The following is a 19,174-nucleotide window of genomic DNA, read 5'->3' as shown; positions in this document are numbered from 1 at the left end:
GCCAGGCGGGCAGTACTGACCGGACTGCATCCGGCAGCCCAGCACGCTCAGGCCCCCGCAACGGTCCGTCCAGGGCCCGAGATGCGGACGGTCGCGCTGGCGCGTTCGGCGTCCGAGGGGACGAAGACGTCGGCGTCGACGGCTTTCGTGGCGCCAGGTCTGACGAGGCCCACGTCACAGGTTCGGCTGATGATCGCAGCGTCGTCGGCGTCGCGCAACGTGACGGTGGCCTCGACTTCGGCTGCTTCACCCTCGTTGGAGACCTCGAGTTCGACGTGTGCGAGTTGGTTTTTGAGTGCCGTGACATCGGCCTCGTTGCCGTCCCCGTCGTAGAACGTGACGCGGTCCAGCGTGAGCGGATCGCTCTTTGCGCTGATATATCGGAAGAGTCGGTCGGAGATGTCCTCGTAGATCCTGTCACCTTCCGAGCCGTCTTCGAAGAGGGTGCCGATCGGATTGAGGTCGGCACGCAGATCGCTGGCGATGGTTGCGCGGTTGTCCGTGTTGGTCTTCAGACGGAGATAGTCGCTGACGAACGGGTCGAACTCGCTCGGGAGGTCGCCCTCGTACATGTCGGCGTAGGCCCGGAGTTCGGCGTCGAAGTTTATCAACGGCGGCAGGGGAGCAGATCGTTCCTCGGCGGGAACCCACGGCCTGGCGGCCGGCCGACGGTCGACTGACTCCTCCGGGGCGGTCGCGCTGATCCGCTCGAAGTAGCCCAGGCTGTCGAGAAGCGACCCGAAGATGGCGCTGAGGACGGTGACGAAGATCACGCCGGCCGTGAGCAGGTGCGAGATCGGGGTCGGGAGCGTGAACTGGAACAGCGCGATGAACACGCAGGTCACGATCCCGACGACGAGGAGGAACGAGCCGAAATTGGGGTCCTTCCCCGTGAGGAACTCGATGCCGTCGAAGAACGTCGAGTCGGCCTTCGTTTCTGGGGTGGAATCAGCCTGGTCTCCGGGTGGTTCTTGCTGGCTCATTGGCCAGTCACCCCCGTGACGTCGGCGTTCTTCAGCTCAGCGGCACGCCGGAGTACCTGGACGAGGTGCGAAACCCAAAGGCCCGCAGTGAACCCGAACAGCGTTCCGACGGTCGTGATGCGGATGGTTTCTTCGAGCGGGGCGAACGCGACGCCGATACACAGCGCCCCGAAGATGAACATGAGGGCGTATTGGACGCGCGTCTCTCGATTCACGCGTCGTATCTCCTCGAGCATAACAGACCTCTAGAGGCCTCCGAACGCATTAACTCTGTTGTCTGACATAAGTTGCCGAGTATATATCACCAACTACACTCTGAGATGTTTTTATATCCAGGATAGAAGCGCCATGTTCCCCCAAAAGGCGACATTCCCGTTAACGAAGAGAGGACGTTTGACCCACGGGTAGTTATACTAAAATGTTTTACTATTCGCGTTCTGCAGGTCGTGATGCGGCCAGGCGGTCGCTGGCGCAGAAACCAGCGTGGCGGTGTAGCGACCCGGTTGCCGCCGACGGCGAATCCCGGGCGCCTGGAACGTCACCGGTCAGCCAGCGGTGGCTGCACTCCCGAGAAGTGAATTCACTCGCGACGTAGTGACCGGCGACAGACCGAAGGACCACGGGGATGAATCTACGTCCCAACCCGTTACAGGTTTCATTCGAACATGGTATCGGCATTAGTCGTCGTCGGCATTCTGGTTGCGGCGTTCGTCGGGTACAACATCGGCGGGTCCTCGACCGGTGTCGCGTTCGGGCCAGCAGTCGGTAGTCGAATCGTGCGGAAAGCGACTGCAGCGGCGCTTTTCACCGCGTTCGCGTTCTGGGGGGCCTGGACCGTCGGTCGGAACGTCATCGACACGATGAGCGACGGGATCGTCCCGGCAGCCCAGTACACGCCGACGGCCGCCGTCGGCGTGTTGTTTTTCGCCGGGTTCGGGCTCTTGCTGTCGAACCTCTACGGCGTTCCCGCCTCGACGTCCATGACGGCCGTCGGTGCCATCGTCGGCCTCGGACTCGCGACCGGGACGCTCAACGCGGCCCTGATGTTCACGATCGTCTCGGCGTGGATCGTCGCACCACTGATCGGGTTCTTCTCGGGAGCCATCATCGGGCGATACCTGTATCCCCATCTCGACGCGCGTCTCACGTTCGGGCGCCTGCAAACGCAACTCGTCCAGGTCGATCGGTCGGGGGCCGTCCCGCGCCCGCGGCTCAACGAGAACGCGTCGAGGCGGGACCTCTTCGGGTCGGTGCTGGTGCTCGCGATCGCCTGTTACATGGGATTCAGTGCCGGGGCTTCGAACGCCGCGAACGCGGTGGCACCGCTCGTCGGGAACGGGTCGATCACGATCGAGCAGGGGATCCTGCTCGCGGTCGTCTCGATCGGCCTCGGCGGATTCACGATCGCACGGCGAACGCTCGCGACGGTCGGGGACGACATCACGGACCTGCCCATCCTGGCAGCGCTCATCGTCTCGTCCATCGGGGCGACGATCATCACCGTTCTCTCGCAGTTAGGAATCCCGGCGAGTCTCGCAGTGAGCACGACCTGCTGTATCATCGGCCTCGGCTGGGGGCGGGCGAGTCGAGCGGCGACGCTCGCTGAACTCGCCACGCCGAGCGTCGAACCGCGACCCGAGGCGACCCCCACGACCGGCGCGCTCGCGACGCCGGCAGCCGAAGAAGAGGTTCCCCCGGGTCCGACCGTCGGCGAGTTGGCGAGCGGTGAGACCGAACAACAGGAGGCTCGCACCGAGAGCGACGTCTCCGTTCCGCAGATCGGCGAGGAGGAGTTCGAGGAACTCACGGCCGAGAGCCTGTTCGATCCCGCAGCCACGGCGCGAATCGTCTTCCTGTGGGTCTTCACACCCATCCTCGCCGTCATCGGATCGTACCTCCTGTTCTCGCTGGTCCTGTAGAGTCACTCCGGGTTTTATCCGACCGTCAACCGTAGAGGTCGCTATGATTTCCCGCGTTCTGGTGGCGATGGACGACTCCGAGATGGCAGAACAGGCGCTCAGGTACGCCCTCGAAGCGTTCCCGGACGCGTCGGTTACGGCCTTCACAGTCGTCGGCGAGCCGTCACCGATGTTCGGCCAAGCGACGTCGATCGCCCTGGCAGACGACGTCGAAGAAGCCGCCGAGGAACACGCCGCGACCGTGTTCGAGCGTGCGCGAGAGCTCGCTGCCGACTACGACACCGAGATCGATACGGACGTACAGCTGGGGAATCCGATCCGAGCGATCATCAATCGGGCCGAAGACTTCGATACGGTCGTCATCGGCAGCCACGGCGGCAATTTGAGCGACACCCTAGTCATCGGTAACGTCGCAGAGAAGGTGTTCCGGCGGTCGCCCGTCCCGGTGACGGTCGTGCGGTGACGGCTGGAGCGAGCCAGAAACCGAGTCAGGACGTCAGCAGGCTGGAGCCGTCGAACTCCGTCCGGTCGTAGTCGACTTCCAGCAGGTCGAGCATCGTGGGCGCGATGTCGAACAGGTCAGCGTCCTCGATGCGGGCGTCGGCGTCGTCGACGAACAGGCAGGCGTTATCGAAACTGTGCATGCCGTTGCGCGGGCCGACGCCGAACACGTCGTCGCTGCCCTTGAAGCCGGCCTTCAGGTCGAAACCGTGGTTCGGGATCACGACGAGGTCGGGCGCGATGTCGTCGTGGTCGCCGCGGAAGGCGTCTTCGTGGGTGACCACGCGGTCTGCGACCTTGTTGCCGTTCGGCCCTTCGAGGGCTTCGAGTTCGGCTTTGAGTTCGTCGCGGACCGCCTCGTACTCGTCCTCGGGGACCGAGCCGCGGGGCTCGCGGCCTTCGAGGTTGACGTAGAAGCGACCGGGGATGAGCGAGTACGCCTTCGTGTCGTCGGCGATGTCGCCCAGTTCCTCGTGGTCGTCGTCCTCGTAGGAGAGCCACCCGTTCTGTTCGAGCCACTCGTTGAAGTGGACCTCGTAGTCCAGGGAGGTGAAGCCATGATCGGACGCGACAACCAGGGTTACGTCGTCGGGGAGCAGCTCGCGGATCTCGCCCAGGTACCGGTCGACCTTGCGGTAGAAGTCGAGGAACTCCTCTTTGTACTCGCCGTCCTGCTCGTAGTCCTTGAACAGGAAGTGGTTAACTCGGTCGGTCGTCATGAAGACGCCGAAAAACAGGTCCCAGTCGTCCTGTTCGATGTACTGTTTGAACGCCTCGTGACGGCGGTCGAGCGTCTCGTGCGCGTCCTCGATGAACGCCGACTTGTCGTCGTCGTGGCCGAGCTTCGCGTTGACGTCGATCTTGTAGTCGATGCCGTCGAGGTACTCCGCGAACTCGTCGGGATAGGCCGCCTTGTCGATGCCCGGGGAGAGGAACCCGGACACCATGCGCTGGACGTCGCGCTGCGGCGGGAAGGTCACGGGTACGTTCATGACGGTCGCGCGACGGTCGGCGTCGTGGACGCGGTTCCAGATACGCGTCGCCTGAACGTCTCGGCCCATCGGCACGTACGTTTCGTAGGAACCGACTTCTCGATCCTGGAAGCCGTAGACTCCGGTTTCGCCGGGGTTGACGCCGGTCGTCAAGGCCGGCCAACAGGCGGACGATTCCGGCGGAACGATGCTGTCGATCGCCCCGGCACTCCCCTCCTCGGCGAGTGCCGCGAGGTTCTCGAACTCGTCGAAGTGCTCTGCGAGCATGCTGTACGGTACCCCGTCGATACCCACGAACGCGACGCGTGGACCATCGTCGCCACGTATCCGATCGAATAGACCCATATCCCCCGTTACCGGGACCGGGCACAAGAACCTTCTTTTCGCGGTGGATAACGCGTCTTCGTCCCAGAAACCAGCAACAAACGCCCCTAATCGGACCCGCAGCCACCGTCCTCGTCGTCCCCGCTGCGTGCTCGCTCCGGTTCGAAGTTCTCGGGGACCACTGTCACGTGGTACAGGCCGGTGGTGGATCGTTCGGTCGCCATCGTGTCTCTACGTACGGTCCTGGCACCCAAATAATTACCCATAATCATAATACATGGGACTGACGGGCGGTAATAACTGGGGAACATACGACGGAGAGGAGCTGTTGAGGAGGGTCGTTCTCGGCGCACGCGTACCCGCTGAAGAGTTCCTGCCTTCGAGCGAAAGTACCGGCTTCGAGCGGAATATCGTTAGTTTGGTGGCCATGCAACCAGTTACTCGAACGGAAGGTAGCTACTAAGTTACCGTTTCGGGACCGATACTGGCAGATCCGATCCAACGACCCACACCCCGCGGGCGGACAGGGTTCGGCCCGTGAAGAGGTGTCGTAAACCAGTCCTCTCAGGCGAGCGTTCGAACGAGCGGTTGTCATCTCACTCACAGGCGACTAATACTAATCCGGGTTGCCGTGCGGGACTGGGTATGGCCACCGGTAGTGTCCTCGTATTGACAACGCAGCAACAATCCGGGCTCGCCGTCGTCCGATCGCTCGGACAGCGTGGTCTCTCGGTCGTCGCAGGTGGGCCCTCACACCCCACCCTCGGAATGCTCTCGCGCTTCAGCGACGGACAGTACGTTCATCCCGACCCGCGAACGGATCGCGAGGCCTTCCTCGACCACCTGCTCTCGTATCTCCGCGACGAGGACCACGACTTCGTGTTCGGTCCGACCGACTGGATGACGTATCTCCTCTCGAAACACGGCGACGAGATCGAACGGACCGGGACCCAGGTCGCAGTCGAAGACTGGGACACGTTCCGGGAGGTGTTCGACAAGGCCCGCCTGTTCGAGCGCCTCGCCGACACTGACGTCCCCTGTCCAGAGACCCACGCACCGTCGAGTCTGGACGAGGTCGAGGCGGTGGCGTCCGAAATTTCGTATCCCGCCGTCGTGAAACCACGGAGCAAGACCTGCTGGAGCGACCAGGGTCAGTGCCAGACAGTGCTCGTCGAGGACCAGAACTACGCGGACACACCGACTGAACTCATCGACACGTACCGGACGGTCCTCGAAGAGACCCCGGACGGCGACGAGTGGGCGCCGCTCGTCCAGGAGTACGTCCCCGGGCAGACGACGACGACGGTCGTCCTCGCGGACGACGGAACGGTTCGCGCCCACTTCCAGGAGCGCCGGTTGCGAACGGTTCCGCCGTCGGGCGGGAGTTCAGCACTCCTCAGCGTCGTCGACGATCCGGAGATGTTGAGGTACGCAGAGCGGGTGATCGAGACGTTCGACTGGACCGGGCCGGCCCAGGTGGAGTTCATGGAACGGCCGGACGGCGAGTACGTCCTCATCGAAGTAAACGGCCGCTACTGGGGGTCGCTCCCCTTCGCGATCAACTGCGGCGTGGATTTCCCGTGGCTCCACTACCGGCAACTCCGCGGTGAGACGGTACGTCACGACGGCAACTACCGAACTGACGTAATCCAACGACGATCCGCCCAGGACATCAAGTGGTTCCGTCAACAACTCGCTGCGGGGAACCTCCGAGCCGCGAGCCAGTTCCTTGTGGACTTTCCGCGGGTGGATCACACGTTCGTCTCACTGTCGGACCCGCTGCCGACCGCCTGGGCGCTGTCGCAGATGCCAGCCGAGGCGCTCAGCGCGATCCGAAAGCTCTCGCAGCCGTGATGGAACCAGAGCCGTAAGACAGTCGGAGCGACCGCCCGCGAAAAAATCAGGCGTGGGGGATCAGAAGTTCTCTTCGTAGAGGTCCATCGCGTGCTCGATGGCGTCCTTCGCGGCGGCCTTGTCCTCCCAGCCCAGCGTCTCGACTTCCTTGCCCTCTTCTAAGTTCTTGTAGGTGGCGAAGAACTCGTCGATCTCGTCGAGTTGCTGCTGCGGAATGTCTTCGAGGTCCTGGATGTGGTCGTAGCGCGGGTCTTCGACGGGAACGGCGATGACCTTGTCGTCCTGCTCGCCGTCGTCGTCCATCTTCATCAGCGCGACCGGACGAGCCTCGATGACACAGCCCGGGAACGTCTGATCCTCGACGAGCACCAGCACGTCGAAGGGGTCCTCGTCGTCGTAGTACGACTGCGGGATGAACCCGTAGTCGGACGGATAGTGAACGTTCGAGTGAAGCACCCGGTCCAGCACCACGCCGGGGATGTCCTTGTCGTATTCGTACTTGTTTCGCTCGCCTTTGAGACACTCGACGACTGCGTAGATCTCTTCAGGCGGGTTCGGGCCAGTCTCGAGGTCTTCCCAGAGGTTCGCCATCACCCGCGTCTGCGATTGCATGCCAAAAAGTACTTTCGTAATCCGTCCTGAGTACGGAGAAGATCAGAAAACCGCTCAGTTCGCTGGGTGAAAACACCGTCGTCTGCCCACCGAACGTCCGCTTCGACGCCCACCGATCCGCCGTCCGAAACATACATAAAATATCATATACTTAAGCCCAGGTGTTGCGAAACGACGCAGCGAATTGTATTAGTTCCGAGAACACGGGAAAGATTGTATTCCCTGATTTATCGGGCACTATCGTCGGAAACTCGATCTGAGTTAACAAGGGTTAAATATCCTGATGACATTTAGCTAACTATGTCAGAGACACAAACTGTAGAAGCCAATCTGGACGTTGCACGTGAACTTACCGCGTTCCAGCAGAACATCCTCGTCATCCTGAGCGAGGAGCCCCGGTACGGGCTCGCGATCAAGCGAGAGCTCGAATCCTACTACGACTCGGAGGTCAACCACGGCCGGCTCTACCCCAACCTCGACGACCTCGTCGAGATGGGGCTCGTCGAGAAGAGCGAACTCGACAAGCGGACCAACCAGTACGCCCTCACCGAGAAGGGCAAAGAGGCCGTCCTCGATCAGCTCGCGTGGGTGTTCAACAAGTTCGTCACGGAAGACGAGCGAGCCGACGAGCTCGAAGCGCTCATCGAGCAGAGCCGGTAATCGACTCGCCAGTTTCTATCGCGAGTTGCACTGACTGTTCGACGACCGCTCGCTGGTCCTCGGACGGCCACGCGTTCCGCGGAAAGTACTCCGTCAGGAACTCTTCTTTCTCTTCGTCTGTCGCCGACTCGATCGCGCGAGCGTAGTGGTTGCTCATGAACTCGGCGAAGGCCGCCGCGTTCTGGCCGTGAACGTCACCGTGGGTCGCTTCGACCCGGTCGACGACCGCGCGGTTGTGTTCGTCGACGGTCTGCCAGTCGTCCGCCTCGCCCGGGCCCGAGAGCGGCCGTTCGATCCCCCGATCGACGTCCTCGACGCGATCCATCCGAACGAGTCCGTCTTCGAGCCACTCGTCGGGGTGTAACACGAGCACGTCGCGGGAATCGTCTTCGCGGACGCGAGCGCGGTAGTCGTGGTCGTCGAGCAACGACGCCCGACGGTCGCGGTAGGCGTCGGCCTCGCTGTCGTCGACGGCGTCCCGCGCCAGTCGGGTCAGCCGCTCGGCCTCCTCGACGACATCCGGAGGCAGGTCGCCGGTCTCCTCGTCACCCGTTTCCTCGTCCGCTCGGTGGTCGTCCGCACGTTCGTCTGCGGGGTCGCTGTTGGCTTCAGGCATCGTCAAGTGCGTCGTTTGCAAGTTCGTCGGCGCGTTCGTTTATCTCTCGCGGTACGTGCGTAAGCGACCAGTCGTCGAAATCCCTGAGGAGTTCGTGGACGGTCACGCGATACTCGCGAAGGTCGGGGTCGTTCGTGTCGTACTCGCCGCGGACCTGCTTGACGATCAGTTCGGAGTCGCCGCGCAGTTCGAGTGTGTCGAACCCGTAGTCACGGGCGACCCGGAGCGCCTGGACGAGCGCTTCGTACTCGGCCTGGTTGTTGGTCGTCCGCCCGATCGTCTTGTTCCCCTCGGTGACGATGCCGTCACTGGTGACGATGACCCAGCCGATAGCCGCTGGCCCCGGGTTCCCGCGAGACGCACCGTCGAAGTAGACGTGGGCCCGGCCACCGGCGTCACTGAGGATGGCTTCGATGGCTTCGGGGGACTCGCCCTGGACGACGACTTTGTCGTCGTAGGCCACGGCGGTCGCACCCCCGTGGGTCGCCCGCCAGCGTTCGTGGTCCGTGTTCCCGTCCTGGATGTCTACGCCGGCGTCCGCTAACCGCTCGCGGGCTGCTGCAACGTCGCACTCGATGACAGGCATTGGCTGGGGTTGGCCGACGAACCCGCTTATTCTTTCGGTCACGCCGCAGACGCCCGCTGTCCGACGTGAGGGAACGGCGAACCGGACTCAGTCCCACCCGGACCACCGTGGTAACACACCACACGGTTTTGCCCGAACCATAAAGTATTTGTCCAAGAGTTTAAGGTCAGGCGTGGGACTACTATAAAAATGCGATGACACGGTCCACCCGTCAGCGGGAACGTGAGCACGAGGCTGAGACCGAACGAGACCAGGATCAGGAGGGGGTTCGCGTCTGTCCGGAGTGTAACTCGGACAATCTGGTCAAGGACGCCGACCGCGGCGAGTTGATCTGTGACGACTGTGGGCTCGTCGTCGAGGAGGAGAACATCGATCCAGGGCCGGAGTGGCGCGCGTTCAATCACAGCGAGCGCCAGGAGAAGTCCCGCGTCGGGGCGCCGACGACCCAGACGATGCACGACAAGGGACTGACGACCACCATCGACTGGAAGGACAAAGACGCCTACGGGCGGTCGATCTCCTCGAAAAAGCGCAGTCAGATGCATCGGCTCCGGAAGTGGCAAGAGCGCATCCGCACCAAAGACGCCGGCGAGCGCAACCTCCAGTTCGCGCTCTCGGAGATCGACCGCATGGCCTCGGCCCTCGGCGTTCCCCGCGCCGTTCGTGAGGTCGCGTCGGTCATCTACCGCCGCGCGCTCAGCGACGACCTCATCCGCGGTCGCTCCATCGAGGGCGTCGCCACCAGCGCTCTGTACGCCGCCTGCCGAAAGGAAGGCATTCCCCGCAGTTTAGAAGAGATTTCAGATGTCTCGCGCGTCGAGCGCAAGGAAATCGGCCGAACCTACCGGTACATCTCCCAGGAACTGGGTCTGGAGATGGAACCGGTCGATCCCAAGAAGTACGTCCCCCGCTTCTGTTCAGAACTCGATTTGAGCGAGGAAGTACAGACCAAAGCCAACGAGATTATCGATACCACCGCCGAGAAAGGCCTCCTTTCCGGAAAATCGCCGACCGGTTACGCTGCAGCCGCTATTTACGCCGCGTCGTTGCTCTGTAACGAGAAAAAGACCCAGCGGGAAGTCGCCGACGTCGCCCAGGTGACGGAAGTCACCATCCGGAACCGCTATCAGGAACAGATCGAAGCGATGGGCATCCACAGTTAACTACTGGTTTTCGCCCCTCGGTTCTCCATCCGACAGGACGCCGCCAGCGGCAGGTTCATAGGTCGGGACCTCCCAGAACGGGATAGATGCGGCTCGACGACTTCATCGAGGACTTCCAGCGCGACGAGGCCGCCGACCTCCGGCGGTTGGCCGAGGAGAAGTCCTACGCCATCACGGAGTACCTGGACGACGTCGAGCAACAGCTCGACGAGCGCGTCCAGGGCGACGCCATCTTCGGGTCGACCGCGCCCTCGATCTTCGTCGGCCGGTCGAACTATCCAGAGGTGTCGACCGGCCTGCTCTCGCCCGTCGGCGGCCCCGACACCGATCCGACGGACTACGTCACCAGCGGCGAGTGGTACCAGCAGGGGTACTCCATCGACGACGTGTTCCAGCGTCGCACCGGCCTGCTCAACTCCACGCGGTCGGCGAGCGTCGACGTCAACGACGTCTGGGACGGCTTCGTCGGCGTCCAGCGGGAAGTGGCCATCGCCGACGAACCGGTCGACGTGGAGATCGGGCTCACCGACACGCCCGATCTGGACGTCGACCTCGACGACATCGGGGCGCCGCGCGGCCCGCGCGCTCGTGCGAACAACGCGATGCTCGCGGAGAACCCCTCTGTCCCCCGGGCCGTCGAGAAGACGCTCGAAGACGACGACTGGCAGGCCCAGGGCGCGATGACGTACCTCTACCGCCGTGGCTTCGACGTCTACGAGATTAACACCATCCTCTCGGCAGGTGCACTGGGACAGGGTGAGAACCGCCGGCTCGTCCCGACACGCTGGTCGATCACCGCCGTCGACGACACCGTCGGCCAGTACCTCCGCGGGACCATCCGAAACGCCCCCAGCATCGACCAGACCGAAGTCCGGGTCAACGAGTACATGGGCAACACCTACTGGGTCATCATGGCCCCGGGCAACTGGGAGTTCGAGCTGGTCGAACTGAAAGCGCCGGGGAGCATCTGGAACCCCGACCCCGACGGCGAGATGTACATGGCCGCCGACAGCGAGGGGTACGAAGGTCGCACCGAGTACGTCGACGAGACCTCCGGCGCGTACTACGCCTCGCGCCTGGGCGTCCTCGAACACCTCCAGGACCGAGGGCGGCAGGCCAAGTGTCTGGTCGTCCGCTATGCCTCCCCCGAGTACTGGGCACCGGTCGGCGTCTGGCAGATCCGCGAGGGCATCCGCGCCGCCTTCGAGCAGGACGAGATGGGCGAGGCCGAAACGTTCCACGACGCCGTCCGCGAACTCGCCCCGCACCTCCCGGTGTCGCTGGCCACGCTCCGCCGGAAATCCAATATGGTGTCCGGGATTCAGGCGCAACTCGGCGACTTCTAAACGCGGCAAAAGCGGACTAGGTGGAGAACTCGCATCCCGATGTCGGGTCGGCGGGCATTTATCCCCGACCTCCCTCATTCACTGCTATGATAGTCCCCCTCCAACTCGGCGTGCTGGGTGGTCCAGAGCTCCTCGTCATCTTACTCGTCGCCGTGATCCTCCTCGGCGTCCCGCTGCTGGTGCTCCTGGGGGTTGCGAGCGGGCTCTCGCTGCTCGGCGCTGACGAGGAAGAAATCGAGGAACTACAGCGCCGCGTCGCCGAGTTGGAAGCCCAGATCGCGGAAAAGAACGCGCAGCGTTACGAAGACGACGAACGAGAGTAAGCCGAGTCGAGGTTCGCGAACGCTTCTTCGACGTACTCGCCAGTCGTGTCGATGATGTCCTGCCACTCCTCGTCGTCCTCGGCCATCCCGAGCAGACGGGCGATCTTCATGATCGAGACGTGGTACACGCGCTGGCGGCCGGGTTCTTCTTCCCAGACGACGACGTTACACGGCATCAGCCCGCCGATTCCGATGCACTGGTCGAGCGCTCGATTGGCGACCTCGGGATTGCACGCACCGAGCACGTAGTAAGGGTCGCGGTCGGCGTCGATCTTCTCGGCGAGCATGTCCGAAACCGAGAACTCGACGGCCACGCCGAAGCCGGCGTCTTTGAACACTTCGCGCGTGTGTTCGATGGCCTCCTCGTGGTCCATCTCCAGAATTGCCTGATTCTCACCGTAATCGTCGGGATCGAGTTCCGCGGGGTCGATTGGAAGCGTCATTCAGGAGTCGTTACTCCACCCGGGGAGAAAAAGCCTGCTACAGAAGTGTCTGCTGGCTACAATACCCCTACTCGTTCGTCGGGATCGGACCGGTGCCGATGACGTCCTCGACGGCGTCCTCGAACTCCTGGCGCTTCTCGAAGTACGTCAGGTCGACCTCCTCGAGGACGTCTTTGAGTTTCCGCGGGCCCTCGGGCGTCCGGATGACGGTCTCGCCCTCGCGGCGGCGCACGTCGCTTTTCTCGATGCCCCACATCAGGCGGGCGGACACTCGCGCGAGGGGTGCGCCCTCGACGGGTTCGCCGTCACCGAGTTCGACGGCAGGTCCTTCCTCCTCATCGGATTCCTCGTCGTCAGCCATACGCGAGCGTTCTCGGGGCCGCTGATTAGTTGTTTCGAAGCGGGAGAGCCACTACTGCTCCCAGACCGTGTCGTCGTCGGTCAGGTTGACTTTGAACACCAGAATCCGGAACGCCTGGTCCGAGTCGTTGCGGACCTCGTGGACGTCGCCCGGCTCGCAGATGATGACGTCGCCCTCCGCCGGCGTGACATCTGTCTCGTCGATCGTGAGCGAGCCGCCCGCCTGGAGGACGTAGAACACTTCTTCGGTCTCACGGTGAAAGTGCGGTTCGACGTGTTCGCCCGGCGGAATCTCGACCACTTGCAGGAGGTTTCCGCCGTCGAATCCGATGTCCTCCTCCGTCGCGAGGATCTGTTTGCGGTAACTGTCCCGTTCTTTCCAGTCCGAGGGGTCCGGCTGTTTCATCACGAATGGGTTCCCGGACGAGGCGTTTGAATGTTCGCTCTACCACGAGCATCCGCGCGAGGCGAAGCCGAGCGCGGTTCACTCGGCGCGAGTGTAACGAGGGCCGAGCAGTTTTTAGCCCAGGTTTTTGCGTCGGGGGGTACCCGCAGCGAGCGGAGCGAGCGAGGATACCCCCCGACGTAAAAAAGTGGTTTAGAAGAGATCGTCCAGGTCGTCGTTCTCGAAGGCAGTGGCGGCGTCCTCGCCGGACTGCTGGCGCTGCTCCTCTGCTTCCCGGGCGCGATCCATGAACTCGGTGATGCGCTGGGAGCGCTCGACGCCACCCAGCAGAACGAGCGTGGCGATGCGGCCGCTGTTGAGCGGGAAGTCGCCGCCGCGGACTTCCAGACTGCCGGTCTCCTCTTCGAGCCACTTGCGGGCGCGCTCGACGCCTTTGCGCGCGATGCGGTCGGGGTGGCCGGCGACGATGAGGAGGGCTTTGTCGGCCTCGACGGCCTGGGGAAGGCTGGTGCCGGTCAGGAGGGCTTTGCGGGTCGCGGAGGTGATGACGTTGATGTTCTCCTCTGGGTCCTCGTCAGCCTTCGCGGAGGCGTAGCCCAGTGAGGCGACGCCGCCGCCTTTGAGCGTGTTGATGATCTCGCTGGAGTCGACGACGGACTCGCCGACGCCGTCGATGACCTCGCCGGCCGCGAGCAGGAGGCCGATGCGCTCGGCGATCCGCTCGTTGATCTGGTCGAATCCCTCCTCTAAGCTCTCGCCGGAGGACTTCCAGGCGTCGTTGTCGATGAGGAGGACGGAGTCGGACTCGCGGGAGAACGTCTTGAGCGAGCGGCCGGCGTTCGCCTGGTAGATACCTCCCTCGTCACGGCCCGGGAGGACGCCGATGCCGTAGACGGGGATCTCGTAGATGCGCTGGAGTTTCCGGGTGAGCATGGGCGCACCTCCGCTGCCCGTACCGCCGCCGAGACCGGCGACGACGAAGATGGCGTCGGCCTTGCTGGTGACGCGGCCGTCGAGTTCGTCCATCACCTCGGTGGCCTCGTCTTGCATGATCTCCGCGCCGAGTTCGTTGTCGCCGCCGACGCCGTGACCCTTCACCCGGTCCTGTCCGATGAGCATCGTGTCGATGTCGAGACTCTGCAGGTCAGTACGGGCGGTGTTGACCGCGAACGCGCCTTTGACCGCCTCGAAGCCGCGTTCGTAGTCGAACTCCGCCAGTGCCTGCGTAATCTTCCCACCTGCTTGACCGACACCAATCAGGACGACTTTCATACCGGGATAGTGGTAGTACCGACTATTTAACGTTGGGTGGACCGAACCTTCTTATCCGAAACCGCGGCCAGCGCCCCGTATGCCGGATACGGAGACACTGGACGAACGACTCCAGGCAGTTGAACGAACACTGACGGGTTCGGACCACGACCTCGCTGGGCTGGCCGACGCCGCCGACCTCGCAACCCGCCTCGAGAACTGCGAGGCACGTCTCGACGACGTCGAGTCCCAACTCACCGAGCTGGAAGCCAGCATGCAGGCCGTCCGCGGGTACGTCGGGAACGTCCGTGCGGTCGAACAGGACGTCGAACAGCGCGCCGACGCCGCGCTCGCGAAAGTCGAACGACTCGAACGGCGACTCGACGAGGAGACGGGTGCGAGAACCGCGACAGACCAGACCCAGGCCGATCGTTTGAAGCCGGACCAACGGAATCGCCAGCACGGCGCCGAACAGTCTGTCGGCGGCCGACGTGGGTCGAACGACGCGCCACGGTGGACGACCGAACGCACCTGCGACGCTGCAGAGACGGAACCACGGGAATCCCGAGTATCGCGGCAGCAACCGACCGGGCGACGGGACGGTACTGACGCGGACACGGACGCGGACACGGACGCGGACGGCGACGACGGCGGCTTCCTGTCGGGACTGACCGGGTCGCTGTGAATGCTCCGGGTCGTCGTGGCCGTCACGCTCTCGGTCGCGCTGTTGACAGTCACCCTCCCTGCGCTGGAAACGGCGAGACGCGACCGCAGTGACCGACGCGTCACTGCGGAACTCGACAGACTCGCAGCTGCGATCCAGGACGTCTACGCACGCGAGGCTGCCGTCAGTCCCGACGCGACGGGCGCACAGCGCATCGTCGCAGTTCGAATCCCGACGCGGTCCTGGACCGGCGCGGCGGTCGAGTACGTCGCCATCGGTGCCCATCCGGAGCGCGCGGAGGTCGACGAGCGCAACGAGACGACGTTCGGCTGGCAGGTCAGCGGCGCCCGGTCGCGGACCCGGCGACTCGCGGACGTGCCGGTGGAAGCCGCGACACCGGGCGACGGTGACTCACCGCTGGTCATCCGGGAGCCCGGACGCCACCGGCTGGCGCTCTCGCTGGTCGTCCGAGACGGGCAGCGAACCGTCGTCGTCCGGCGGGTGGACTGAATTTTAAATCGGAGTACGGGACGAGCCACGCCCATGCGAGCACTCTTCGAGCGCGTCAGGGGGAGTGAAACCGCCGCCGACTGCCGGTGTGAACCCACCTTCGAGGGAGACCGCCTGGTGGTCGACGCCACGGACTGTCCCGGCGACGGTCACCTGGCAACGGCTCCAGACTGTCGAGCGACGGTCATCGAACGGCTGCGAGAGCGGGACGTGGAGACGGTTACCACACGGTCGGCAGGTATGGAGCGGGCGTACGAACGCGACGCAGCCGCACTGCTGGTCGCTGCGGGTCGGTTCGCGGACGCAGTTGCGTTCCGCGACGAGGCGCTCGCGGCCCGCGCCGGCCGTGACCCACTCGGAGCCGCGAGGGAAGCCACGGGGCGTGCCGGTCCCATCGCAGACGTGGCCGCCGAGACCGGATTCGCCGAACTGGCCGCCCGTGCAGCGGAGTACGAAACTGCGCTGTCGCCGTCCGTCGGCCCTGTCATCAGCCGGGCGCGGATCGACGTCAGACCACCGACTGACGCCCGGTTCGAGTCCCGACGTGAACTCGATACCGGCGCCGTCGTCCGCATCTACGAGCAGCCAGACAGAGAGCGGCGACTCTACCACCTCGAACCGGTCGAGCACGACCTGGATGCGACGGACACCCGGACGCTGTCGGCGGCCTACGACCGACTCGCCAGCGGGGCAGTTACCGGTGGGACGCGGGCGCCGGCGCGAGCCGTCCGTCGGGTCGCGGGCGACGGCGAGCAGGTCCGGACGCTAGAGCGTGTGCTGCGGAAGCACACCCGCGGCTACGGGATTCTGGCGGATCTGTTCGCGGACGAGCGCGTCTCGGACGTGTTCGCGACGGCACCGACGGCGACGAATCGGCTGCGGGCACGGGTCGACAGCGAGATGATGCGGACGAACGTCCGGCTGACGACCGACGGCGTCGAAGCGCTGGCCTCCCGGTTCCGGCGCGAGAACGGCCGCGCGTTCTCGCGGGCGAGTCCCGTCTTGGACGCGACGGCGACGGTCGACGACCGCCGCGTCCGGGTCGCCGGCGTGACCGATCCGGTCAGCGAGGGGATCGCCTTCGCGTTCCGAGCCCACGACCGGGACGCCTGGACGCTCCCGGCGCTCGTCGCCAACGGCACGCTCCCGGCCGCAGCCGCAGCGTTCCTGTCGCTGGCGGTCGAGCGCGACGCGGCGACGCTGCTGGCTGGAACCCGCGGAGCCGGAAAGACGACGTTACTGGGGGCGCTTCTCTGGGAACTCCCGGCCCAGACGCGAACGGTAGTCATCGAGGACACGCCGGAACTGCCCGTCGAACACCTCCAGGCGGTCGACCGAGACGTGCAACGTCTGCAGACTGCGAGCGCCGACGATGGCACCGGCATCTCGCCGACCGACGCACTCAGAACGGCACTGCGATTGGGAGAGGGTGCGCTCGCCCTCGGCGAGGTTCGGGGCGAGGAGGCCGCCGTCCTCTACGAGGCGATGCGCGTCGGGGCGAGCGGGAGCGCCGTCCTCGGGACCATCCACGGCGACGGTGGCCAAGACGTCCGGGAGCGCGTGGTCTCGGACCTGGACGTGCCGGCCTCGTCGTTCGCCGCGACGGACCTGCTGGTGACCTGTGAGCCGTACCCGTCGCCCGAGGGTCGTGCCCGTCGGGTGAAAGCCATCGAGGAAGTCACGTTCGGGGCCGGGGAGATTCGCTTTCACTCGCTGTTCGAACTCGACGACGGCGAACTCGTTCCGACCGGACGGATCGCCCGCGGGAACAGCCGCCTGGTCGAGCGCTTCGCTCACTCCGGCGAGCAGTACGCGGCGGTCCGCGAGCACCTCGACGAGCGGGCGTCGTGGCTGTCGACGCTCGCCACGGCAGACCGGACCGAGCCGGAAGCGGTCTGTACCGCCCACGCGCGGCGTCGGGAGGGACCTTGATGCATCCCGTCGAGCGGGCTGTCGCAGGCCTGGCACGGCTCTACCCGTGGCCGGTCGAAACGAGCGAGGAACTGGACCGTGCGCTGGGATTTCTCGGGACGACAGTGACACCAGCGACCGTGGTTCGTGCCGGATACGGAACAGCCGTGCTCTGCATTCCGCTCGTCGTCGTCGGCGTCGTCCTGTCTCCGGCGTGGCTCCGCCCGCTCGCGGGAGTGGCTGGCCTAGCGACGCTGGTCGGACTGATCCACGTCGTACACACGGTCCCGAAAATACTGGCGACGGCGCGGCGCACGCGGGCACTCGGCGAGGCACCCGCGCTGGTCAGTCGGGCCGTCCTTCGGATGCGGATCACGCCGGCCACGGAGGCAGCGGCGGGCTTCGCTGCCGAGACCGGTCAGGGGCCGCTCGCAGCGAGTCTCCGCGAGCACGTCCGCCGTGCGGCTGGCACGCCAAGTTCTGGACTCGCTGATTTCACGACGGAGTGGAACGAGTGGTTTCCCGCACTCCGGCGGGCGCTCCTGCTGGTCGAGGCCGCTGGGACGGCACCGGCCGGAGAGCGCGAGCGAACGCTCGATCGGGGGATCGACGCGGTGCTCGACGGTGCTCGCGACGAGATGGGCGCGTTCGCCGCCAGTCTCCAGGGGCCGGCGGCCGCGCTGTACGCGTTCGGCGTCCTCCTCCCGCTCGCGCTCGTCGCGCTCCTCCCCGCTGTCGGAATGACTGGCGTCTCGGTGCCCGTCGCTGCGATCGTGCTCGTCTACGACCTCCTGTTGCCGGGCGTCCTGCTCGCAGCGAGCGCCTGGTTGCTCGTCCGACGACCCGTGACGTTTCCGCCGCCGCGCATCAGTCGGTCACATCCGGCCCTCCCGGACCGCCGGTGGCCGCCCGTCGTCGCTGGCATAGCGGCTGCAGCCGCGAGCGGTTCGCTCGTACCGACTGTGCTCGGCGACTGGACCGGGCCGCTCGCAGCCGTCGGCTGTGGCGTGAGCGTGACGCTGATCGGCCACTATCGACCCGTCAAAGCGATCCGCGACCGGGTGACGGCCGTCGAGGACGGTCTGGCCGACGCGCTGTATCACGTCGGTCGTCGCGTCGAGGAGGGACAGGCCGTCGAGACCGCCATCGCAGCAGCCGCCGAGGAGGTGAGCGACGCGACCGGGGAGGTGTTCGCCGACGCTGCACACCGACAACGGCAGTTGAAGGTCAGCGTCCGCGAGGCGTTCCTCGGCGAGTTCGGCGCACTGGCCACGCTCCCGAGCACCCGCGGACGGAGCACAGCGACACTCCTCGCACTCGCTGCCCGTGAAGGGAAACCCGCTGGCGGTGCGATCGTCGCGATGGCCGACCATCTCGAAGAGTTGGCTACAGTCGAGCGCGACGCGCGCCATCGCATCGGACAGGTGACGAGCACGCTCGCGAATACGGCAGCGATCTTCGCCCCGCTGGTCGCCGGCGCGACCGTGGCGCTGGCCGACGGTATGACGATGGACGGCGCGGGGACGATGGCGGCCAGCGGCCCCGGAACGGCAGGTCTCGGGCTGTCGGTCGGGATCTACGTGCTCGTGCTCGCCGCTTTGCTCACGACGCTCGCCACCGGACTCTCGCGGGGACTCGACCGCGCACTCGTCGGGTATCGCGTCGGCTGGGCGGTCCTCGCTGCGACGGCAACGTATCTCGCGTCGTTCTCCGCGACCGGTTTGCTCCTCTAAGTTTAAATCCGGAAACG

General features: G+C 65.0%; 21 protein-coding genes. 11 read left to right on the top strand and 10 right to left on the bottom strand.

Annotation, left to right across the window (positions count from 1 at the left end; all coding sequences use genetic code 11):
• Positions 1-47: 47 nt before the first annotated feature.
• Positions 48-983: a hypothetical protein gene (locus ACFR9U_RS08205; protein ID WP_247375651.1), complete on the bottom strand. Its 936-nt coding sequence runs from the start codon at positions 981-983 to the stop codon at positions 48-50.
• Positions 980-1,219 carry a hypothetical protein gene (locus ACFR9U_RS08200; RefSeq protein ID WP_247375653.1) on the bottom strand — a complete coding sequence of 80 codons (240 nt, stop codon included), beginning with the start codon at positions 1,217-1,219 and terminating at the stop codon, positions 980-982. The genes ACFR9U_RS08205 and ACFR9U_RS08200 overlap by 4 nt, the downstream gene beginning before the upstream one ends.
• Before the next feature lie 429 nt (positions 1,220-1,648).
• Here ACFR9U_RS08200 and ACFR9U_RS08195 point away from each other — a divergent pair, with 429 nt between their 5' ends.
• Together ACFR9U_RS08195 and ACFR9U_RS08190 are read left to right on the top strand one after the other, a co-directional pair.
• Positions 1,649-2,902, top strand: a complete 1,254-nt coding sequence (locus ACFR9U_RS08195; protein WP_247375654.1) for an inorganic phosphate transporter — start codon at positions 1,649-1,651, stop codon at positions 2,900-2,902.
• A 43-nt stretch (positions 2,903-2,945) separates the two neighbouring features.
• Positions 2,946-3,365, top strand: a complete 420-nt coding sequence (locus ACFR9U_RS08190) for a universal stress protein (RefSeq protein ID WP_247375656.1) — start codon at positions 2,946-2,948, stop codon at positions 3,363-3,365.
• A gap of 25 nt (positions 3,366-3,390) precedes the next feature.
• Here ACFR9U_RS08190 and ACFR9U_RS08185 read toward each other — a convergent pair whose 3' ends face one another.
• Entirely contained in the window at positions 3,391-4,740 is a 1,350-nt protein-coding gene (locus tag ACFR9U_RS08185; RefSeq protein ID WP_247375662.1) for an alkaline phosphatase family protein, read from the bottom strand.
• A 624-nt stretch (positions 4,741-5,364) separates the two neighbouring features.
• On the opposite strand from ACFR9U_RS08185, the gene ACFR9U_RS08180 reads away from it, so the two are divergent.
• Positions 5,365-6,573, top strand: coding sequence for a carboxylate--amine ligase (locus ACFR9U_RS08180; protein ID WP_247375673.1), 1,209 nt, complete (start codon positions 5,365-5,367; stop codon positions 6,571-6,573).
• 60 nt (positions 6,574-6,633) lie between these two features.
• Here the strand turns inward: ACFR9U_RS08180 and ACFR9U_RS08175 are convergent, their stop codons facing one another.
• Positions 6,634-7,164 carry an inorganic diphosphatase gene (locus ACFR9U_RS08175; protein ID WP_247376134.1) on the bottom strand — a complete coding sequence of 177 codons (531 nt, stop codon included), beginning with the start codon at positions 7,162-7,164 and terminating at the stop codon, positions 6,634-6,636.
• 321 nt (positions 7,165-7,485) lie between these two features.
• On the opposite strand from ACFR9U_RS08175, the gene ACFR9U_RS08170 reads away from it, so the two are divergent.
• The gene (locus ACFR9U_RS08170) at positions 7,486-7,845 is read left to right on the top strand and encodes a PadR family transcriptional regulator (protein ID WP_247375681.1); all 360 of its coding nucleotides are present in this window, start codon (positions 7,486-7,488) and stop codon (positions 7,843-7,845) included.
• Here the strand turns inward: ACFR9U_RS08170 and ACFR9U_RS08165 are convergent.
• Both ACFR9U_RS08165 and rnhA read right to left on the bottom strand, forming a co-directional pair.
• A complete protein-coding gene (locus tag ACFR9U_RS08165; RefSeq protein WP_247375683.1) occupies positions 7,826-8,461 on the bottom strand; it encodes a DUF7108 family protein in 636 nt (211 codons plus the stop codon). The genes ACFR9U_RS08170 and ACFR9U_RS08165 overlap by 20 nt on opposite strands.
• Complete coding sequence (gene rnhA, locus ACFR9U_RS08160) at positions 8,454-9,047, bottom strand: ribonuclease HI (protein WP_247375685.1); 594 nt, start codon at positions 9,045-9,047, stop codon at positions 8,454-8,456. Before rnhA ends, ACFR9U_RS08165 begins: the two co-directional genes overlap by 8 nt.
• Before the next feature lie 194 nt (positions 9,048-9,241).
• Here rnhA and ACFR9U_RS08155 point away from each other — a divergent pair, with 194 nt between their 5' ends.
• The 3 genes from ACFR9U_RS08155 to ACFR9U_RS08145 all read left to right on the top strand — a co-directional run bounded on the left by ACFR9U_RS08155 (position 9,242) and on the right by ACFR9U_RS08145 (position 11,879).
• A complete protein-coding gene (locus ACFR9U_RS08155; protein WP_247375687.1) occupies positions 9,242-10,210 on the top strand; it encodes a transcription initiation factor IIB in 969 nt (322 codons plus the stop codon).
• An 86-nt stretch (positions 10,211-10,296) separates the two neighbouring features.
• Entirely contained in the window at positions 10,297-11,556 is a 1,260-nt protein-coding gene (nreA, locus tag ACFR9U_RS08150; protein ID WP_247375689.1) for a DNA repair protein NreA, read from the top strand.
• An 86-nt stretch (positions 11,557-11,642) separates the two neighbouring features.
• On the top strand, positions 11,643-11,879 hold the full coding sequence (locus ACFR9U_RS08145) for a hypothetical protein (protein ID WP_247375690.1): 237 nt from the start codon (positions 11,643-11,645) through the stop codon (positions 11,877-11,879).
• Here the strand turns inward: ACFR9U_RS08145 and ACFR9U_RS08140 are convergent.
• The 4 genes from ACFR9U_RS08140 to ACFR9U_RS08125 all read right to left on the bottom strand — a co-directional run bounded on the left by ACFR9U_RS08140 (position 11,855) and on the right by ACFR9U_RS08125 (position 14,360).
• Positions 11,855-12,322 carry a DUF302 domain-containing protein gene (locus ACFR9U_RS08140; protein ID WP_247375692.1) on the bottom strand — a complete coding sequence of 156 codons (468 nt, stop codon included), beginning with the start codon at positions 12,320-12,322 and terminating at the stop codon, positions 11,855-11,857. The two genes, ACFR9U_RS08145 and ACFR9U_RS08140, sit on opposite strands and share 25 nt — an antisense overlap.
• 67 nt (positions 12,323-12,389) lie before the next feature.
• Positions 12,390-12,683, bottom strand: a complete 294-nt coding sequence (locus ACFR9U_RS08135) for a DUF5789 family protein (RefSeq protein WP_247375694.1) — start codon at positions 12,681-12,683, stop codon at positions 12,390-12,392.
• Between the two features lie 51 nt (positions 12,684-12,734).
• Positions 12,735-13,088 carry a cupin domain-containing protein gene (locus ACFR9U_RS08130; RefSeq protein WP_247375695.1) on the bottom strand — a complete coding sequence of 118 codons (354 nt, stop codon included), beginning with the start codon at positions 13,086-13,088 and terminating at the stop codon, positions 12,735-12,737.
• A 192-nt stretch (positions 13,089-13,280) separates the two neighbouring features.
• Positions 13,281-14,360 carry a tubulin/FtsZ family protein gene (locus tag ACFR9U_RS08125; RefSeq protein ID WP_247375697.1) on the bottom strand — a complete coding sequence of 360 codons (1,080 nt, stop codon included), beginning with the start codon at positions 14,358-14,360 and terminating at the stop codon, positions 13,281-13,283.
• Between the two features lie 79 nt (positions 14,361-14,439).
• Here ACFR9U_RS08125 and ACFR9U_RS08120 point away from each other — a divergent pair, with 79 nt between their 5' ends.
• From ACFR9U_RS08120 to ACFR9U_RS08105, 4 genes are read left to right on the top strand one after another with little or no spacing between them, the layout of a single operon-like run.
• Positions 14,440-15,024, top strand: coding sequence for a DUF7310 family coiled-coil domain-containing protein (locus tag ACFR9U_RS08120; protein ID WP_247375698.1), 585 nt, complete (start codon positions 14,440-14,442; stop codon positions 15,022-15,024).
• On the top strand, positions 15,025-15,513 hold the full coding sequence (locus ACFR9U_RS08115; RefSeq protein WP_247375700.1) for a DUF7311 family protein: 489 nt from the start codon (positions 15,025-15,027) through the stop codon (positions 15,511-15,513).
• 33 nt (positions 15,514-15,546) lie between these two features.
• Entirely contained in the window at positions 15,547-17,445 is a 1,899-nt protein-coding gene (locus ACFR9U_RS08110) for an ATPase, T2SS/T4P/T4SS family (protein ID WP_247375701.1), read from the top strand.
• Positions 17,445-19,157 carry a type II secretion system protein gene (locus ACFR9U_RS08105; RefSeq protein WP_247375703.1) on the top strand — a complete coding sequence of 571 codons (1,713 nt, stop codon included), beginning with the start codon at positions 17,445-17,447 and terminating at the stop codon, positions 19,155-19,157. Before ACFR9U_RS08110 ends, ACFR9U_RS08105 begins: the two co-directional genes overlap by 1 nt.
• The last annotated feature ends 17 nt before the right edge of the window (positions 19,158-19,174 follow it).

Origin of the sequence: Halorientalis brevis (genome assembly GCF_042678165.1) — an archaeon.
In the GTDB taxonomy this organism is placed as follows: Archaea; Halobacteriota; Halobacteria; order Halobacteriales; family Haloarculaceae; genus Halorientalis; species Halorientalis brevis.
Note: the sequence above shows the minus strand (reverse complement) of the source record. Positions and strands in the feature narration are given on the sequence as shown.

Excerpts from the sequence above, each read along its gene's own strand:
- ACFR9U_RS08205 (WP_247375651.1), bottom strand. The coding sequence starts at position 983 with ATGAGCCAGCAAGAACCACCCGGAGACCAGGCTGATTCCACCCCAGAA.
- ACFR9U_RS08200 (WP_247375653.1), bottom strand. The coding sequence starts at position 1,219 with ATGCTCGAGGAGATACGACGCGTGAATCGAGAGACGCGCGTCCAATAC.
- ACFR9U_RS08195 (WP_247375654.1), top strand. The coding sequence starts at position 1,649 with ATGGTATCGGCATTAGTCGTCGTCGGCATTCTGGTTGCGGCGTTCGTC.
- ACFR9U_RS08190 (WP_247375656.1), top strand. The coding sequence starts at position 2,946 with ATGATTTCCCGCGTTCTGGTGGCGATGGACGACTCCGAGATGGCAGAA.
- ACFR9U_RS08185 (WP_247375662.1), bottom strand. The coding sequence starts at position 4,740 with ATGGGTCTATTCGATCGGATACGTGGCGACGATGGTCCACGCGTCGCG.
- ACFR9U_RS08180 (WP_247375673.1), top strand. The coding sequence starts at position 5,365 with ATGGCCACCGGTAGTGTCCTCGTATTGACAACGCAGCAACAATCCGGG.
- ACFR9U_RS08175 (WP_247376134.1), bottom strand. The coding sequence starts at position 7,164 with ATGGCGAACCTCTGGGAAGACCTCGAGACTGGCCCGAACCCGCCTGAA.
- ACFR9U_RS08170 (WP_247375681.1), top strand. The coding sequence starts at position 7,486 with ATGTCAGAGACACAAACTGTAGAAGCCAATCTGGACGTTGCACGTGAA.
- ACFR9U_RS08165 (WP_247375683.1), bottom strand. The coding sequence starts at position 8,461 with ATGCCTGAAGCCAACAGCGACCCCGCAGACGAACGTGCGGACGACCAC.
- rnhA (WP_247375685.1), bottom strand. The coding sequence starts at position 9,047 with ATGCCTGTCATCGAGTGCGACGTTGCAGCAGCCCGCGAGCGGTTAGCG.
- ACFR9U_RS08155 (WP_247375687.1), top strand. The coding sequence starts at position 9,242 with ATGACACGGTCCACCCGTCAGCGGGAACGTGAGCACGAGGCTGAGACC.
- nreA (WP_247375689.1), top strand. The coding sequence starts at position 10,297 with ATGCGGCTCGACGACTTCATCGAGGACTTCCAGCGCGACGAGGCCGCC.
- ACFR9U_RS08145 (WP_247375690.1), top strand. The coding sequence starts at position 11,643 with ATGATAGTCCCCCTCCAACTCGGCGTGCTGGGTGGTCCAGAGCTCCTC.
- ACFR9U_RS08140 (WP_247375692.1), bottom strand. The coding sequence starts at position 12,322 with ATGACGCTTCCAATCGACCCCGCGGAACTCGATCCCGACGATTACGGT.
- ACFR9U_RS08135 (WP_247375694.1), bottom strand. The coding sequence starts at position 12,683 with ATGGCTGACGACGAGGAATCCGATGAGGAGGAAGGACCTGCCGTCGAA.
- ACFR9U_RS08130 (WP_247375695.1), bottom strand. The coding sequence starts at position 13,088 with ATGAAACAGCCGGACCCCTCGGACTGGAAAGAACGGGACAGTTACCGC.
- ACFR9U_RS08125 (WP_247375697.1), bottom strand. The coding sequence starts at position 14,360 with ATGAAAGTCGTCCTGATTGGTGTCGGTCAAGCAGGTGGGAAGATTACG.
- ACFR9U_RS08120 (WP_247375698.1), top strand. The coding sequence starts at position 14,440 with ATGCCGGATACGGAGACACTGGACGAACGACTCCAGGCAGTTGAACGA.
- ACFR9U_RS08115 (WP_247375700.1), top strand. The coding sequence starts at position 15,025 with ATGCTCCGGGTCGTCGTGGCCGTCACGCTCTCGGTCGCGCTGTTGACA.
- ACFR9U_RS08110 (WP_247375701.1), top strand. The coding sequence starts at position 15,547 with ATGCGAGCACTCTTCGAGCGCGTCAGGGGGAGTGAAACCGCCGCCGAC.
- ACFR9U_RS08105 (WP_247375703.1), top strand. The coding sequence starts at position 17,445 with ATGCATCCCGTCGAGCGGGCTGTCGCAGGCCTGGCACGGCTCTACCCG.